General features: G+C 54.4%; 15 protein-coding genes. 10 read left to right on the forward strand and 5 right to left on the reverse strand.

All coding sequences use genetic code 11. The annotated features are described in order from the left end of the window. Positions 1 to 78: 78 nt before the first annotated feature. The 3 genes from D7Z26_RS15270 (at position 79) to trxB (ending at position 7,080) form a co-directional block, all read left to right on the forward strand. Complete coding sequence (locus D7Z26_RS15270; protein WP_233566938.1) at positions 79 to 4,755, forward strand: glycosyl hydrolase family 28-related protein; 4,677 nt, start codon at positions 79 to 81, stop codon at positions 4,753 to 4,755. Between the two features lie 28 nt (positions 4,756 to 4,783). Next, positions 4,784 to 6,007 carry an enolase C-terminal domain-like protein gene (locus D7Z26_RS15275; RefSeq protein WP_120977835.1) on the forward strand — a complete coding sequence of 408 codons (1,224 nt, stop codon included), beginning with the start codon at positions 4,784 to 4,786 and terminating at the stop codon, positions 6,005 to 6,007. A 134-nt stretch (positions 6,008 to 6,141) separates the two neighbouring features. Then, on the forward strand, positions 6,142 to 7,080 hold the full coding sequence (gene trxB, locus D7Z26_RS15280; protein WP_120977836.1) for a thioredoxin-disulfide reductase: 939 nt from the start codon (positions 6,142 to 6,144) through the stop codon (positions 7,078 to 7,080). Positions 7,081 to 7,168: 88 nt separating this feature from the next. Here the strand turns inward: trxB and D7Z26_RS27495 are convergent, their stop codons facing one another. From D7Z26_RS27495 to D7Z26_RS15290, 3 genes are all read right to left on the reverse strand, one after another. After that, positions 7,169 to 7,324 carry a hypothetical protein gene (locus D7Z26_RS27495; protein ID WP_199731716.1) on the reverse strand — a complete coding sequence of 52 codons (156 nt, stop codon included), beginning with the start codon at positions 7,322 to 7,324 and terminating at the stop codon, positions 7,169 to 7,171. A gap of 85 nt (positions 7,325 to 7,409) precedes the next feature. Continuing rightward, positions 7,410 to 8,126, reverse strand: coding sequence for a winged helix-turn-helix transcriptional regulator (locus D7Z26_RS15285; RefSeq protein ID WP_120977837.1), 717 nt, complete (start codon positions 8,124 to 8,126; stop codon positions 7,410 to 7,412). Next, positions 8,108 to 8,500 (reverse strand): Fur family transcriptional regulator, encoded by a 393-nt coding sequence (locus D7Z26_RS15290; RefSeq protein WP_120977838.1) that lies wholly within the window; start codon positions 8,498 to 8,500, stop codon positions 8,108 to 8,110. The genes D7Z26_RS15285 and D7Z26_RS15290 overlap by 19 nt, the downstream gene beginning before the upstream one ends. Before the next feature lie 133 nt (positions 8,501 to 8,633). Between D7Z26_RS15290 and corA the strand changes: the two genes are divergently transcribed. Beyond that, positions 8,634 to 9,593 carry a magnesium/cobalt transporter CorA gene (gene corA, locus D7Z26_RS15295; RefSeq protein ID WP_120977839.1) on the forward strand — a complete coding sequence of 320 codons (960 nt, stop codon included), beginning with the start codon at positions 8,634 to 8,636 and terminating at the stop codon, positions 9,591 to 9,593. Between the two features lie 98 nt (positions 9,594 to 9,691). Beyond that, positions 9,692 to 10,354 carry an HAD family hydrolase gene (locus D7Z26_RS15300; RefSeq protein WP_120977840.1) on the forward strand — a complete coding sequence of 221 codons (663 nt, stop codon included), beginning with the start codon at positions 9,692 to 9,694 and terminating at the stop codon, positions 10,352 to 10,354. Positions 10,355 to 10,931: 577 nt separating this feature from the next. Here the strand turns inward: D7Z26_RS15300 and D7Z26_RS15305 are convergent. Next, on the reverse strand, positions 10,932 to 11,429 hold the full coding sequence (locus D7Z26_RS15305) for a YcxB family protein (RefSeq protein ID WP_120977841.1): 498 nt from the start codon (positions 11,427 to 11,429) through the stop codon (positions 10,932 to 10,934). Between the two features lie 34 nt (positions 11,430 to 11,463). Beyond that, complete coding sequence (locus D7Z26_RS15310; RefSeq protein WP_120977842.1) at positions 11,464 to 11,652, reverse strand: hypothetical protein; 189 nt, start codon at positions 11,650 to 11,652, stop codon at positions 11,464 to 11,466. A gap of 187 nt (positions 11,653 to 11,839) precedes the next feature. Between D7Z26_RS15310 and D7Z26_RS15315 the strand changes: the two genes are divergently transcribed. From D7Z26_RS15315 to D7Z26_RS15335, 5 genes are all read left to right on the forward strand, one after another. Then, the gene (locus D7Z26_RS15315) at positions 11,840 to 12,934 is read left to right on the forward strand and encodes a GntR family transcriptional regulator (RefSeq protein WP_120977843.1); all 1,095 of its coding nucleotides are present in this window, start codon (positions 11,840 to 11,842) and stop codon (positions 12,932 to 12,934) included. A gap of 106 nt (positions 12,935 to 13,040) precedes the next feature. Then, positions 13,041 to 13,751: an L-ribulose-5-phosphate 4-epimerase gene (gene araD, locus D7Z26_RS15320; RefSeq protein WP_120977844.1), complete on the forward strand. Its 711-nt coding sequence runs from the start codon at positions 13,041 to 13,043 to the stop codon at positions 13,749 to 13,751. Between the two features lie 26 nt (positions 13,752 to 13,777). Beyond that, positions 13,778 to 15,451, forward strand: coding sequence for a ribulokinase (locus D7Z26_RS15325; RefSeq protein ID WP_120977845.1), 1,674 nt, complete (start codon positions 13,778 to 13,780; stop codon positions 15,449 to 15,451). Positions 15,452 to 15,639: 188 nt separating this feature from the next. After that, positions 15,640 to 16,155: a hypothetical protein gene (locus D7Z26_RS15330; protein ID WP_120977846.1), complete on the forward strand. Its 516-nt coding sequence runs from the start codon at positions 15,640 to 15,642 to the stop codon at positions 16,153 to 16,155. Then, positions 16,155 to 16,502, forward strand: coding sequence for an Ig-like domain-containing protein (locus D7Z26_RS15335; protein WP_120977847.1), 348 nt, complete (start codon positions 16,155 to 16,157; stop codon positions 16,500 to 16,502). The genes D7Z26_RS15330 and D7Z26_RS15335 overlap by 1 nt, the downstream gene beginning before the upstream one ends. The last annotated feature ends 9 nt before the right edge of the window (positions 16,503 to 16,511 follow it).

Genomic DNA, 16,511 nt, shown 5'->3' on the forward strand with positions numbered 1-16,511 from the left:
AGCCGGCCTAACTTGAATTAGGTCGGCTTCTTCACCTCGCTGCCGCACTCATTCTCAACGATATAAAGGAGGAATATCATGTACGAGTTATTGATGCCGAAGTCCTCGCCGCAAGGCGGCGGAGGGCTGGCCAAACGTCTTGCCATGATCTTGATGGCCGTTTTGTTGATCGTTTCGGGATTAAGCGGGGCTCCGGCCCCAGCCAATGCCGAAGCAAGCTCCGTCAGCATTACGCTAGGCGACGTTCCGGCGGAGAACGGCATTCAAGCAAGGGCGGGAGACAATCCGGACGGACTCCGCACGGGAACATTGGACGGCAAATCGTATTGGGAAACGGACAAGACGACCGGGACGGTCTACTTCTACATGAACGTGGACGATGCGTACCTGTACGACAACGTCGATCAGAACGTGCAAGTGACCGTGGAATATTACGATGCCGGCAACGGCAAAATGGTGCTCCAATACGACGCGGAATCCGCTCCGTTTAAAGACGCTCCTCTCTACACATACACGGCCGACAACGCTTGGAAGACGTACACGTTTTTCTTAAGCGACGCCAAGTTCGCCAACCGTACGGGAGGCGCGGATTTCCGGCTCGGAATCGAAGGCGGCGGAGCGAGCGCCGCTACGAACGAGGATCTGAAAGTCTCGTCGATCATCGTTACGAAGACGCCGAAGCCTGTTCCCCCCGAGCAAGTGAGCGTGACTTTAGGCGCCGTTCCGGTCGAGCGGGGCATCTCGCCGCGCGCGGGCGATAACGGAAACGGCCTGCAAACGGGCACCCTGGGCGGCAAAACTTATTGGCTTACCAATCGGGCTCAAGGAACTTCCTATTTGTACATGAACGTTGACGACGGATATTTGTACGATAACTCGGATAAGGACGTGTACGTCACCGTCGAATATTACGACCAAGGAAGCGGAAGTTTCGCGCTGCAATACGACGCGGAGTCGGCGCCGTTCAAAGATTCCTCGTTATTCACTTACAAGAATACGGGGCTATGGAAATCCCATACGTTTAAGTTATCCGACGCGAAGTTCGCGAACCGAACGAACGGCGGGGACTTTCGGATCGCCGTCGAAGGGGCTGGGTCGCCGGGAGATAATCCGGATCTACGCTTGGCCTCGGTTACGGTCAAGAAGAAAGCGAAGGTGAACATGACAAGAGCGACGAAAGTCATCGCGACGAACTACCCTACGGACGACATCGCGATCGCGGATTATAACGCCGCGGAATTCGGCGTTGTCGGCGACGGAATAACGGACGATACACAAGCCCTCCAGGAAACGTTGGACGCGGCAGCCAATAACGGCGGCGGGGTCGTGTTCGTCCCTTCCGGACGTTACAAGATTACCGGAACGATAACCGTTCCGACCGGCGTTACGCTACGCGGCGATTGGCGTAATCCCGGAACGGGGGGGGCCGTTGAAGGAACGATCCTGCAAGCCTACTTCGGACGCGGCAATCCCGACGAGACGAGTTTCATTCAATTGCAGCAAGCCAGCGGAGTGACGAACTTGTCTGTCTGGTATCCGGAGCAATCGCTGAGCGATCCGACGGCTTATCCGTGGACGATCGAACAGCTCTCGGGCGACAGCGCAACCGTCGCGAACGTGACGCTCGTCAATTCGTATAACGGAGTCAAAATCGGACCGGCTTGGAACGAACTGCATTATCTGAAGAACGTGTACGGTACCGCGTTGAATACGGGGATTTTCCTCGATTACACGACCGATATCGGAAGACTGGAGAACGTTCGCCTAAGTCCGGATTATTGGGCGTTGTCGGGCTTGGCGGGCGCTCCAGCGCAAGCGGAGCTGTTCGGCTATACGACGACCCGCGCGGAAGGCGTCGTGATGGGGCGTTCGGATTGGGAGTACATGTCCGACGTATACCTCTCCGGTTTCAAGACGGGGATGCGGGTGACGACCCGAACGGGTTCGCTCGAGACGGCCAACGCGCAATTCTATGGCGTCCATATCGACAAGAGCAACGTCGCCCTGAAGATCGAAGGCGTCAACGATTACGGCTTGCTCGTTACAAACAGCAGCTTCAAGGCTAGCGTGGGGGACAATCCGACGGCGGTCTACGCGACGGCGGGTTTCCATTCGATCGTTCAATTCAACAACGTAACGATCGGGGGAAGTCCTCGCAACGCCGTCTTGAACGAAGGGACCGGCGTGCTGAGCTTCGAGAACAGCACGATCGGAAGCTGGGATGCCCCTAACGGAGGCTACGGAATATCGGCCGGAGCGGGTTCGCTTATTTTGGGGCATACGGTATTCTCGCAATCGGGCAACCAAGTGCATCTGCTCGGCGGAGTAAAGGCCGTCACTTCGGTGAATTCAGGCTATCAAGGCGTCTTAAACCTAAAGAACGATAGCGTCGGTGCCCAAGTCAAAGTCGATACGGACAACGATTACGTGCTCGAACCTCTTCCGGCGATCGGAGGAATGGACGTGGCGGAGAGGCCGAAACCGGCAAGCACTCAGTTGTTCGACGTCACTTCGGCTCCTTACGCCGCAGACCGCACGGGGGCGTCGTCCGCCGCCGGGGCGGTGAAGCTGGCGTTGCTCGACGCAGGGGCCGCGGGAGGCGGAACCGTCTATCTGCCAGCGGGGATATACCGCATCGACGAGCCGATTATCGTTCCTTCCGGCGTCGAGCTGAGAGGTTCGTGGGACGTGCCGCATCATACGGTCGGGGGCGGGACCGTCATTTTCACGAATCACGGCGAAGGGAATCCGAATGCGACGCCGTTCATTTCCTTGGAAGCGACGGCAGGCGTTCGCGGTTTGTCGGTGTATTACGACCGGCAGAACTGGAACGCGATCAAGCCGTACGCCTGGACGATCCAAGGACGCGGGCACGGCGTATATGCGATCGATACGACGCTCGTCGATTCGTATCTCGGCATCGACTTCGGCACGTACGATACGAGCGGACACTATATCGATTACGTCGCGGGTTCCCCGCTTAAGGAAGGTATCTATCTCGGAGGCGGTGCAACGGGAGGCTTCATGCGCAACGTTCAGTTCAACCCGCATTACGCGGCGAGAAGCTCTTATCCGAATCGACCGGCTTCGGGCGAAGATTTCAATAAGGTATGGGATTACCAGAAAGAAAATCTGGATGCCTTCCGAATCGGCAACGTGAAGGGCGAGACGATCTTCAATACGTTCGTCTACGGTTCTCTCTACGGAATCCATTTCGTCAAGGAGAGCGGGCAAGGTCCCGAAGCGGCGATCATCGGCCACGGAACGGACGGCAGCAAGAAAGGCGTCTACGTGGAAGGAGCCGGCCCGGCAGGTTTGGCTTTCGTCAACACGGAACTCGTGTCCATGAGCACGACGGATAAAGCGTACGTGACCGTCGGCGATCAGTTCGATTCGAAAGCGACTTTCCATAACAGCTCGATGTGGGGCGATCCTTCCCGGTCGTTCGATATCTACGCAGGCAAAGTCCGTATCCAGCAGAGCAATCTCACGGTTGTCGGACAGATTGGCGTCAACGCGCTCGAAGGCGATATTACGTTGTTCGACTCCTACTTCCAGCAAGGCCAGACTACCCATGCGTATGCCGGGCCGAACATTCAGCGAATGATCGTTTCGAACAATCTGTTCAACGGCGGCTTGAAGATGAACAACCAAGCGCCCGCGAAAGTGAGGGGCACGAACGTCGTACCGATCTCGCTGGACGCGAATGTAGCTCCGTATGACGTAAGTCACCCGGAGAACACGAACATTTCGTTAACTCTGAAGAACTTGTCGATCGCCCAGCCGATCAAAGGCAAGCTCGAGCTAACGTATCCGGTCGCCTACAAAACCAAGATGGAGCCGGTTCGATTCGAAGGAGTCGCTACCGGTCAAACGCTGACGATCAACCTGCCTTACATGGCGAGCGACTTGATCGGATACAAGGTAACGCTGGACGACGGCAAATCGTACTCTTTCCTCTTCAGGATCGGCCAGTCGTTCGCGGCTCCCCAGAAAGCGAAGAACCCGGACGTTCCGCCGATCCTCCTGAATTCGATCGAGCAATATGCGAGCGTAGGCGGAGCATGGGGAGGCACGAACGACCTGAGCGCACAGGCTAGCGTGAAATGGGACACCCAGAAATTATACTTCTCGGTGGAAGTCAAAGACGACGTGCACGCGCAGAGCTGGAAGAATGGGGATATTTGGCAGGGAGACAGTATTCAGATCGGTATCGACATGTCCCGGAAAAACGGCTCGGCAAGCGCGAACGTCAGCGAAATGGGTTTTGCGCTCGGCAACGATGGCACTGTGTCGAACTGGAGATGGCGCGCGCCTACGGGTTTGGCGACCGGAACGATCAACGGAGCGCAAGTGTCGATCGTTCGCAACGAGAACAAGAAACTGACGACGTATCAGATCGCGATTCCGATCGCATCGCTGCTAGGAGCGGGTAGCGCGTTTAATCCGAACGATCCGATCGGGTTCACGTTGCTCGTGAACGAGAACGACGGAGCGGGCAGGAAAGGCTTGCTCGAATACAACGAAGGCATCGGCAGCACGAAGGACGCGACGAGATACGGAGCGCTTCAATTGTTGGGCGGCGACTTCGCGCAGATTCAAGCGAAGTCAGCGGTTAAAGCGGTTCTGGACGCGGTGAAGCTCAGAACGATTACTTCGATCGATACGGCCAAGAATTACTTGAACGCGTGGATCGACAACGTCGTGAAGAACGGCCTTCTCGCGCAACTGAAAGCGATCGTACCGAAAAAGTAAACTAACGATGGGCAAGGAGCAGAAGCGAATGGCGAAAATAACGGGAATCAAATGCATCCGGACGAGGCGTGACGGCAGTTGGACGATCGTGAAGGTATCGACCGACCAAGACGGTTTGTACGGAATCGGATCGGCATCCGATATGTACGCTCCGGAAGCGGTCATCCAGGTGATCGAACAGTTGCTTGCGCCGGTTATCATCGGCCGGGACGCGGCGAATATCGAGGACTTGTGGAATACGATGAATCTAAGCGGATATTGGCGTAACGGGGCGATTTTGCAGACGGCGATCGGCGGCATCGACATGGCGCTGTGGGACATCAAGGGCAAGGAGGCCGGCCTTCCGGTTTATCAGTTGCTTGGCGGCGCAAGCCGCTCTGCGGTTGCCTGTTACGGCCACGCCGGCGGGAGGGATATCGTCGAACTGAAAGAGGATGTCCACCGGTTCGTCGAGGAAGGCTACACGGTCGTACGATGCCAGCTTGGCGGCTACGGCGGCGGAGGCTTTCTTACGGGCAAGGAAGCCCGCTTGCCGGATAACGCTTGGAAGAAGGATGCGGTGTTCGACGAGCATGCGTACTTGCATTCGATTCCGCGCATGTTCGAACAGCTCCGGTTGACGTTCGGTCCTGAGGTTCAATTCACGCACGACGTCCATGAGCATTTGTCGCCGATCATCGCCATTCAATTGGCCAAACGGTTGGAGCCTTATGGCCTGTTCTACCTGGAGGATGTTCTGCCGCCCGAACATATCGGCTGGTATCACCAGCTTCGGCAGCAGAGCGCGACTCCTCAAGCGGTCGGCGAGCTGTTCGTTAATCCGCAGGAATGGACAGAGCTCGCGAAGGAACGGCTGATCGATTTCATTCGCGTTCGAGTATCCAAGGCGGGAGGCATTAGCGCCTGCCGTAAGATCGCCGCTTTGTGCGAGGCGTTCGGGGTGAGAACAGCCTGGCAAGAAGGCGGGGAGAACGATCCCGTTAACCAAGCGGCGGCGGTGCATCTGGACATGGCGATATGGAACTTCGGCATTCAAGAGATCAACCATTTCCGGCCGCAGGAGCGAGAGGCGTTCCCGGGAATCATCGAGCGCAGGGGCGGTTATCTCTACGTTAACGATAAGCCGGGCTTAGGCATCGATATCGACGAGGTTCTGGCCGCAGGACTGATCGACGAAGGCTGGGATCGCTTTGCCTATCATCGGCCTTATCCGCTCGACCGCAAAGCCGACGGGACGATCGTCCGTCCGTAGTTTCGCTATCGTCACCCGGTCGTTCGATCTTCATGAAACCTTCATCTAACGTTCATCATACCTTCATGCAGCTTCGGCTTGCATAAGGTATGATTTTTTTATACTCGGATACCTATAGAAGGAAGTGCATAACGATGCGTAAAACGATCATTATCGGAACTGGACCGGCGGGCTTGACCGCCGCGATTTATTTGGCTCGCGCCAACCTGAACCCTCTCGTCATCGAAGGGCCGGAGCCTGGCGGGCAACTGACAACGACGACCGAAGTGGAGAACTTCCCCGGATTCCCCGACGGAATCATGGGACCCGATCTCATGGCGAACATGCGCAAACAAGCCGAACGGTTCGGAGCCGAATTCCTCACCGGCTGGGTCAATAAAGTAGACACTTCCAAGCGACCGTTTACGCTTACGGTGGAAGGCAAGGGCGAACTGACCGCGGAGACGCTCATCATCTCTACGGGCGCTTCGGCGAAATATCTCGGAATTCCGGGAGAACGCGACAACGTAGGACGCGGCGTAAGCACTTGCGCGACTTGCGACGGCTTTTTCTTCCGCAACAAAAAAATCATCGTCGTCGGCGGCGGGGATTCGGCGATGGAAGAAGCGCATTTCCTGACGAAATTCGCTTCCGAGGTCGTTTTGGTGAATCGCCGGAACGAGCTTCGCGCGTCGAAAATCATGCAGGATCGCGCCCGCTCCAATCCGAAAATCAGTTGGAACCTGAACCGTACGCCGCTTGAAGTCGTTAGCGGACCGCTCGGCGTAACCGGACTCAAAGTGCTGAACAACGAGACGGGGCTGGAAGAGACGATCGCCACGGACGGATTGTTCGTCGCCATCGGCCATACGCCGAATACGCGTTTCCTTGACGGACAGCTGGATACCGACGAAACCGGCTATTTACTCGTTACGCCGGGTACGACGGAGACGAACGTTCCCGGCATCTTCGCTTGCGGCGACGTACAGGATAACAAGTACCGCCAAGCGATCAGCGCCGCGGGAACCGGATGCATGGCCGCGCTCGACTGCGAACGGTACCTGGAAGAAGTCCATACTCCGGTTCACGTTTAATTCGCCCGATCGTTTTCTATAATCCACGAAAAGCCGCATTGCTCCTCGGTCACGTCGCGACCGCCGGCAATGCGGCTCTTCGTTTTCCCTAATGATCCGGTTCGTCCGCGATCTCGCAAGCTTGTTCAGCCGCTTCTCGGAATTCGTCTTCGTTGTCCGAAGCCAGCCGACTTCCGAATTGGTCTAGCCGATCGGGATTGCCGGCCGGGCCGGTATTGTCCGGTTTACTGTTGCGACCCGTCACAAGATCACCTCCCTCCGGTTAGCGGATAAGCTTACTTTGCGTAAACATCCGGCAAACCATACGGACATGGAGGGAAATTGTCCGGTTATTCGTCGGCTAAGCGATAGCCGACACCGCGAACCGTGGCGATGTAGCGAGGAGTCTTCGGATCATCCCGGAGCTTGCTGCGCAAACTGCGGATGTGCACGTCGACCGCGTTGCTGCCTCCGAAATACGATTCGCCCCAAACTTCGTTCATGAGCGACTGACGGGTCATCACTTTTCCTTTGCCCGCCATAATGGATCTGAGCAGATCGTACTCCGTTTTCGTAAGCTCGACTTTGTCTCCGCCAAGGGTAACGGTCATGCGTTCCGGGTCGATGCGGAGTTCTTTGAATACGAGACCGGTTTTCTCTTCGGTCGTCGTGTCCAAGGAAGTTTTGACGGCAAGGCGTTCGATGACGGCATAGATTTCTTCGATCGGACCGGGCCATAACACGCGTTCCTCCCCTTCGGGTACGTGCGCATCGAGATCCGATACGAGGGCCAACACGGGAGAAGAACCGTTCGCTGGCAAAGCGGCCGTCATCGTCGGCGGCAATTCCACCGTCCGGTCGACGACGATGATGTGGCCTTGAACCATGTTGAGCAAAGGATCGTCCGCATGGTGCAGGAGCAGAACGTCGTAGCATCTAAGCGCTAATTCCGCAACCAACGATCGCAACGAAGCCGGTCGCGGACTTACGATCAGAATGCGGCTCGTGATTGCGCAGAAATCTTGTTGATCCGCTTCCGACGCCGTTATTAAATCGCTTTGCAACATGACTCGCACACTCCTTTGAACACGATATGCTCTTCCGAGATCCGATAACCGGTCTGCTCGGCGATCGATTGACGCCACTCCGAAGGCGGGGGAACGAACGTTTCTTCGACTTTGCCGCAGAGGGTACAGACGACATGCTGATGGTCGTCCGTCCGGGCATCGTAGCGGCAAGCGCCGCCTTCGAACTTCAACTCGTGGATCAAGCCTTCGTCCGTCAAATATTTTAATGTATTATAGACCGTAGCGTACGCGAATTGATGACCGTCGGCCTTCAGCTTCTCGATGAGATCGGAAGCCGTCGGGTGATCGTTGGCGGAGGCGAGCAGATCATAGATCGTTTTTCGTTGCACGGTCATGGCCCCGGCTTTTCTCATCGCGCTCACCCTTTAATTTAGATTTAGTTTAAGTTTAGCGATGTTAGCCTTAATCGTCAATGCGCTTCACGAAGCTGAGATAGTTGTCAACATCAATCCATAGAGAGCATAATGGACGAAAGAGGTGAAACGCATGTTGCGCATTTTGGCGGTAACCGAGGATCAAGAGCTACTTGAAAACATTCCCCTGAATCGTTTGATGGACGACGCCATCAAATGGTTCTGGGTCGATTTCGATTGCCCTACGGACGAGGAAATTCAGTTGCTCGACAGCTACTTTCATTTCCACCCGCTTGCCATCGAGGACTGCTTGCATTTCCTTCAACGTCCTAAAGTGGATCATTACGACGATACGCATTTTTTCGTACTGCACGCCCTTCACCCCGACTCGTTGGCCGCTGAAGAGATCGACTTCTTCCTCGGACCTAGGGGAATCGTGACCTTTCATCTGGCGCCTTCCCAGGAAGTCGAGGAAGCGTGGCGAAGAATGCTGGATCCCGCTATACGCAAAGGCAAGGACCACAACTTCGCGGCCTATGCGATCGTGGATAAGCTGGTCGACAATTATTTTCCCGCCTTGTATACGATCGAGGATCAATTGAACGATCTGGAGGCCAAGGGTGAAAACAAATCGGAGGCGGATATCCAAGCTTTGACGGAGCAGGTTTACGATATTCGAGCGGATTTGCTGCGGATCAGAAGAACGATTATCCCGATGAGGGATTTGTTGTATCGGGTCATTAATTCGGACAAAATCGCCGGCGTTAAAGAACAGCATGTGTATTTTACGGATATCTACGATCATTTACTTAAGCTGACGGAGATGATCGAATCCAATCGCGAGATGACGGCGGATCTCAGGGATAGCTATAATTCCTTGCGGTCTAACCGCATGAACTCCATTATGAAGACTTTAACCGTAATGACGACGATCTTCATGCCGCTGACGTTTATCGCCGGCGTGTACGGGATGAATTTCGTGAACATGCCCGAATTGGGATGGAATTCGGGATATTATATCGTAATCGGGATCATGGCGGCTCTTGGATTCGGAATGTACGGCTGGTTTAAGAAAAAAGGATGGTTCGATTGAATCTAATGCTTAGATTGGTCGTGTAAGCCGAGAGTCCGTGTGAACGGACTCTTTTTTCATGTACAATGGGAGCATACATAGAGAGGGAGAGATGGCATATGGCGATAAAAGCGGTTATTTTCGATTTTGACGGAACGCTCATGGATACGGAATCTTGCGCTTACGACGCGTTCTGCGAGATTTACGCGGAGCATGGACAACAATTGAATTCGGAAGCATGGGCGGCAAACATCGGCACGATCGGCACGTTCGATTTTTATGCGGAATTGGAAAGATTGACGGGCAAGCCGATGGATCGCCATTCGACGAAACAGCGGTTCGAAGAAACGCATTCCGCGAAGGTGGCCGGTATTAAGTTGCTTCCGGGGGTGCTGGAACGTTTGGAAGAAGCTCGCCGGCTCGGTCTGGCGATCGGTCTCGCATCCAGCTCTGACCGGGCGTGGATCGAACGACACCTCGAGAGTCAAGGCATCCGCTCGTATTTCCAAGCGATTCGATCCTCGGACGACGTGGAAAACGTGAAGCCGGACCCGGCCCTCTATCGATTGGCAGTAGAAGCTCTAGGCGTTCGACCTCACGAAGCGGTGGCGATCGAAGACTCCGTGAACGGATTGCGCGCCGCCAAAGCCGCGGGATTATACGGAGTCGCTGTACCTAATCCGATGACGTCCGGCATGGATTTCGGGCTGGCGGATTTGAAGCTAAGCAATCTGAAGGAGCAAACTTTGGAGCAGATTATCGAGCGGTTAGAACGCGATTAAAGATCTTAAGATGTTTATCATCGCATGACTCGTAGTTTTGATGAAAAAAGCTGCTGTTACGATGACTTTCATCATATGAGGTTGAAATTGTGGTGATTTGCCCCTGATTCGGGTAGCGGTACTATGTTATATATCGTATCATGCTCATTTTTGCAGCTAATGCCTGCTAATACGATGTTAATCATTAGTTACGATTGGATTGCGAATTACTGAACTTGATCAAATAGAAAACTTTTGGCACGCTGATGGTGGGAGTGAAGGGGGCCTGCAAATGTGCAGGAATTATGCCCTCTTCTCTTCGAAAAACTCAATATTCCTGCAAATGTGCATCTATTCGACTCGGGTGAGGACAAAATTAACATATCGTCTATGAATTCCTGCGCATTTGCAGGATTCTCCTAACCATCGCCCGAAATTCGAACGATTCCTGCGTATTTACATCTTTTACGGGGTGAGGCTTAACCGTTGCTCATTCGACAAACTGATGTAAATAACATTCTAGTCGACGTAAATAAACCCGGGGCACCGAAGAGCTCCGGGTTTTGCGATTATGGCGTTGTGATTGATGTCCCGCTGTTTACCGCATGAGTCCTTGTCGGATCGTCTGGTGGCGGCTAACGATTTGTTTGAATTGCTCCTCTTGCGCGGAGTCCGCGAACCGATCTCTCGGGACGATCCAGAATTGACGCTTGTCCAGAAAGAGGTAGTAAAATTGCTTGGTCGCCCATACTTTCGTGATTTGGCTCCAGTTCGATTCGGATGACACGTCTTCGGAGCTTAAACGAATGTCTTCGTCCCCGATCGACAAGGTAAACAATTTGTTATACCTGGGGTCGTTCGCGAATCTCATTGGTTGCAAATATAACGCGGTCGCGTAAGAAAACGCGAGAATGGCTAAAACGGCCAAGGCGATCCACAGCAACGTAGTGTTGGAAGTGATCGAGTAGGCGACGATCTCCAGCAACACGACGGCTAATCCGATGCCGTTCGAGAGCCAGAAGCGGAGCGAGTTGTAATGAAACCCGCGCAGGGCTTTGATCATATACTCGCTGTACTTAAACGTAATGTCGACCAACGGGTAATTCCTCCTTGATAAATGATCGGCGAAGTTATTCCAAAGCGTTCTTGGCTTGCTGCAAAGCTTCAATTATCCGATCCAGCTCTTGTCGGTCATCGATGAACAGGGAAACGTATTTCGGGCGATATCCGCTCGTAGAGAGTTCGATATGCACGTGTTTCTTATCGCTGTCGGCGCTGATGTCGATGTGTTCCGTCGTATAGATCATTTGGCTTGGCATCGGGAAAACCTCCATTTACAGATACCTAAACTATATCATAACTCGTAAAAGTTGGGCATTCCCAACGAAGCGCGGGGTAAGCGTACAACTTGTCTTTCCTTAGAGGCGGATGGTACGTACAAGTTCGACATATGCTATAATATCCTTATTCTATAGGCCGTAATCGTTCCAGTCGGAGGAGTCCGCAATGAATTCACAATCGCCGAAATATTTGCAACTTAAAGAAGAAATATTGTCTTGGATCGCGGGAGGACGGTATCGCCCGGGGGACAAGCTTCCGTCGGAGAACGAGCTCGCCGACCAATTCTCGCTTAGCCGGCAAACGGTTCGCCAGTCGATCGGAGAGCTGGTGCAGGAAGGTTGGCTTGCCCGCGAACAGGGCAAAGGCACCTTCGTCAGCCGTCAATCTCCCGAGCGGAGAAACGCCATGGGCAACCGTACGGTGGGCATTATTACGACCTCGATATCGGATTATATTTTCCCGTCCATCGTCCGCGGCGTAGAAGCCGCGCTCAAGGAACAAGGCTATCGGCTGCTGCTCTCGAGCACGGATCAACGGAAGGATCGGGAGCGCGAGTGCTTGGAAATGATGCTGAGCCACTCGGTATGCGCCTTGATCGTGGAGCCTACGAAGAGCGCCGAGGGCAACCCCAACTTCGATAATTACATGGCTATCGAGGATCACGGCATTCCTATGCTGATGATTAACGAGTCTTATCCGGATCTCGAATGCCCTAGCGTCCGGGTCGACGACGATGCGGGAGGCCACATGGCCGCGAATCACGTGCTCGAGCTGGGACATCGCCGGATCGCCGGTTTCTTCAAGACGGACGATCTGCAAGGGGTTAGGCGGATGAAAGGCTTCATGCGGGCTTGTCGCGAGCATCAAATCCAGCCCGACGGAAGCATGATCGTACGATATTCGACCGAGGACAAAGAGGAGCGGCCGCAACGGATGCTTCGGGAGCTGCTGCAGTCCGAACAACGGCCGACGGCGATCGTCTGCTATAATGACCAACTCGCGGTATCGCTGCTGGATACGGTCAGGGAGCTGGGGCTCAGAATCCCGGAGGATCTATCCGTGATCGGATACGACGATTCGTTCCTGGCTACGGCGACCGAAATCAAATTAACGACGATCGAGCATCCGAAATCGGAAATCGGCAAACGTGCCGCCAATCTGTTGATCGCGCAACTGGAGAGAGGAGAGGCGCCCCCTCCGAAGGAATTGCTCTTCGCTCCCAAGCTGATCGTTCGCCAGTCTACTTTGGAGATTCGCTAATCTCCTATCGACATACATGTACGTACAAGTATATAATATGGACTGTGAGATAGGCTGCCAAGCAAGCCGAAGCGGCGAAATATCTAACGGGAGGAAGTGTTTCTACTTGTTAGAACAACTAAAGGAAACCGTGTGCCAAGCCAATGCGGAGTTGCCGAAATACGGACTGGTGACTTTCACTTGGGGGAACGTTAGCGGATTCGATCGGGAGTCCGGGTTGATGGTCATTAAGCCGAGCGGCGTACCTTACGAAGAGCTGCTTCCGGAGCAAATGGTCGTCGTCGACTTGGAAGGCAGGGTAGTCGAAGGCGATATGCGGCCTTCCTCGGATACTCCGACTCATCTCGTGCTCTATCGCGCATTCGAGAACATAGGCGGCATCGTCCACACGCATTCCCCGTGGGGTACGATATGGTCCCAAGCCGGACAAAGCATTCCCGCGCTCGGAACGACGCAAGCCGATTATTTCTATGGGGCGATTCCTTGCACGAGGCAAATGACGAACGCGGAAATCAAAGGCGCGTACGAAGCGGAAACCGGTAACGTAATCGTAGAGACTTTCCAAGGCATCGACCCGAATCGCGTACCGGGCGTGCTCGTGAACAGCCATGCGCCATTCGCTTGGGGCAAGGATGCGATGGACGCGCTTCATAACGCCGTCGTTCTCGAAGAAGTGGCGAAGATGGCTTACCACACCCGGCAATTAAATGCCGGAGTGGCGCCGATGAATCAAACGCTCCTTGATAAGCACTATTTGCGCAAGCACGGTGCGAATGCCTACTATGGTCAACCTGGAGATTCGCGGCACTCATCTTAATCCCTATTAAAAGGAGTTAACTTGCCATGAGCCACAAATACGCAATCGGCGTCGATTACGGTACGCAATCCGGCCGAGCGGTTCTCGTAGATTTAACCAACGGACATGAAGTAGCCGACCACGTCACTCCGTATCCTCACGGCGTCATCGACGAGACGCTTCCGACGTCCGGCAAGCAGCTTGAACATGATTGGGCGCTTCAGCATCCCGGAGACTACATCGAAGTGCTTCGGCGTTCGATTCCGGCCGTGCTCGCGCAGTCGGGGGTGTCGCCGGCGGACGTCATCGGTTTGGGGATCGATTTTACGGCTTGCACGATGCTGCCCGTCGATGAACGGGGCACCCCGCTTTGCTTCAAGCCGGAATGGTCGGACAATCCGCACGGATGGGTGAAGCTGTGGAAGCATCATGCCGCCCAGGACGAGGCGGATCGGTTAAATGCGATGGCGGCCCAGCGGGGCGAGAAATTCCTTCCCCGTTACGGCGGCAAGATTTCTTCGGAGTGGATGATCGCCAAGGTGTGGCAAATCGCGAACGAAGCGCCCGATGTATACGATGCAAGCGATCTGTTTACGGAGGCGACGGACTGGGTCATCTCGCAGCTAACCGGTAATTTCGTGCGCAATAGCTGCACGGCCGGTTATAAATCGATCTGGCATAAGCGGGAAGGCTATCCGAGCAGTGATTTTTTCAAGGCGCTCGACCCTCGTCTAGAGAACTTGACGGAGACGAAGCTACGCGGAGATATCGTTCCTCTAGGCACCAAAGCCGGAGAACTGACGGAAGAGATGGCGAAGCTGACGGGCTTAAACGCGGGTACCGCGATCGCCGTCGGGAACGTCGACGCGCATGCCGCCGTGCCGGCGGTCGGAGTCGTTACGCCAGGTAAGCTCGTCATGGCGATGGGGACGTCCATCTGCCACATGTTGCTGGGAACGGAAGAAGTGGAAGTCGAAGGCATGTGCGGAGTCGTCGAGGACGGGATCATCCCGGGATACTTAGGTTACGAAGCCGGTCAGTCCGCTGTCGGGGACATTTTCGAATGGTTCGTCGAGGAGGCGGTGCCTGCTTACGTGAAAGAAGCGGCCGGCAAGGAAGGCGTCGGCGTGCATCAGTGGCTCACGGAACGAGCTTCGGCTTATCGGCCGGGCGAAACGGGACTGCTGGCGCTGGATTGGTGGAACGGAAACCGATCGGTTCTCGTCGATACGAATCTTACCGGCGTTATCGTGGGCTTTAGCCTATTAACGAAGCCGGAGGAAGTGTACCGCACGCTTCTCGAATCGACGGCATTCGGTACGCGCAAGATCATCGACGCATTCCATCATAACGGAGTGCCCGTCGACGAAGTCTATGCCTGCGGCGGATTGCCGCAGCGCAACCGTCTGCTCATGCAGATTTATGCGGACGTTACGAACCGGGAGATCAAGATCGCGGATTCCAAGCAGACGCCGGCCGTAGGCGCGGCGATGTTCGGAGCGGTTGCCGCGGGCAGCGCCAAAGGCGGTTACGACAGCGTCGTGGACGCGGCCAAAGCGATGGCGAGAGTGCGCGAGGAAACGTTCAAGCCGATTCCGGAGAACGTGGCGATCTACGACAAGCTTTATCGCGAATACGGCGAACTTCACGATTATTTCGGCCGCGGAGCGAACGATGTCATGAAGCGCTTGAAGGCATTAAAGGACGAAACGTCTCGCTAGTAAGGCCTATCCTAAGAAAGCCGTTCCGTGAACTTACGGAACGGCTTTTTCGCATCTTTTCGAGGGAAAGAACTAATCACTGATTTTGCTTAAAATAATCCAAAATAATGTCGAAATTTGTTGCAACCATTTCATCTCCCAGGTGTGTATAGGTTGTACAACTACGAGAATAGGAAGGTTGATCGCATATGGGCAGAAGTTATCTGGGTATCAGAAAGTTATGTTTGATGGCTGTCCTGTTGGCCGTTTCATCGACGTTCGGGCTTGCGGGGGGAGTAGCTCGCGCTTCGGACGATCAACCGGCGGGACTCTATTCGATTGCTTCAGGGCAATTCGCTTTAACCGCGGCGCCTCCGTTGGTAACGAACAGCGTTTTTAACCCGGGCCATTTATATTTGGATAACGGTAACGCCGTGGCAACGGCTTCCGCAGGTTCCATTAACGTCGTTGCCAGCACTAGCGCGTTGCAGACGGTTGATACGATCGGGGTTACGTTTTATTTGCAGAAGTGGAACGGATCCGTGTGGGAGACGATTAGCTCGGGCACGATGAAAAGCGCTACCCAGCAAAGCAGCTTTAGTTCTAATCAAAGCTATTCCGTCGCTGCAGGGAGTTATTACAGATCGCGAACGGTTCATTGGATTATCAAAAACGGAACCTACGAAGAAGGCGAGCGATTCAGTAATTCGGTATTGGCTTCGTAATGGGGGGCTGGACGGACTGGATCAAGGAAACCCATCCGCAACCGAACGCGACGGACGTTCCCGAAGATACGCTCGTCTCGATTACTTTTCATGAGGATATTAACCGCAATACGCTGAACGCCAGAAATATTCTCGTGCTCGACGGGAATCAGCGAGGCCGTCTGATATCGGAACGCTTTTTGTTTCGTTACGATTCGGAATCCAAAACGTTGTTCATTTACTTGAAGGAGGAAGAGGAAAGACTAGGCCCCAATAATACGATCGAGATCATCGTTACGGGCAGGATCGCCAACTTCCATGACAAACGAATGGAAATCCCCTTTCATTTGCGGTTTACGACCCGATGAGTAGAAAGT

It is taken from the genome of Cohnella endophytica (assembly GCF_003628305.1).
In the GTDB taxonomy this organism is placed as follows: Bacteria; Bacillota; Bacilli; order Paenibacillales; family Paenibacillaceae; genus Cohnella; species Cohnella endophytica.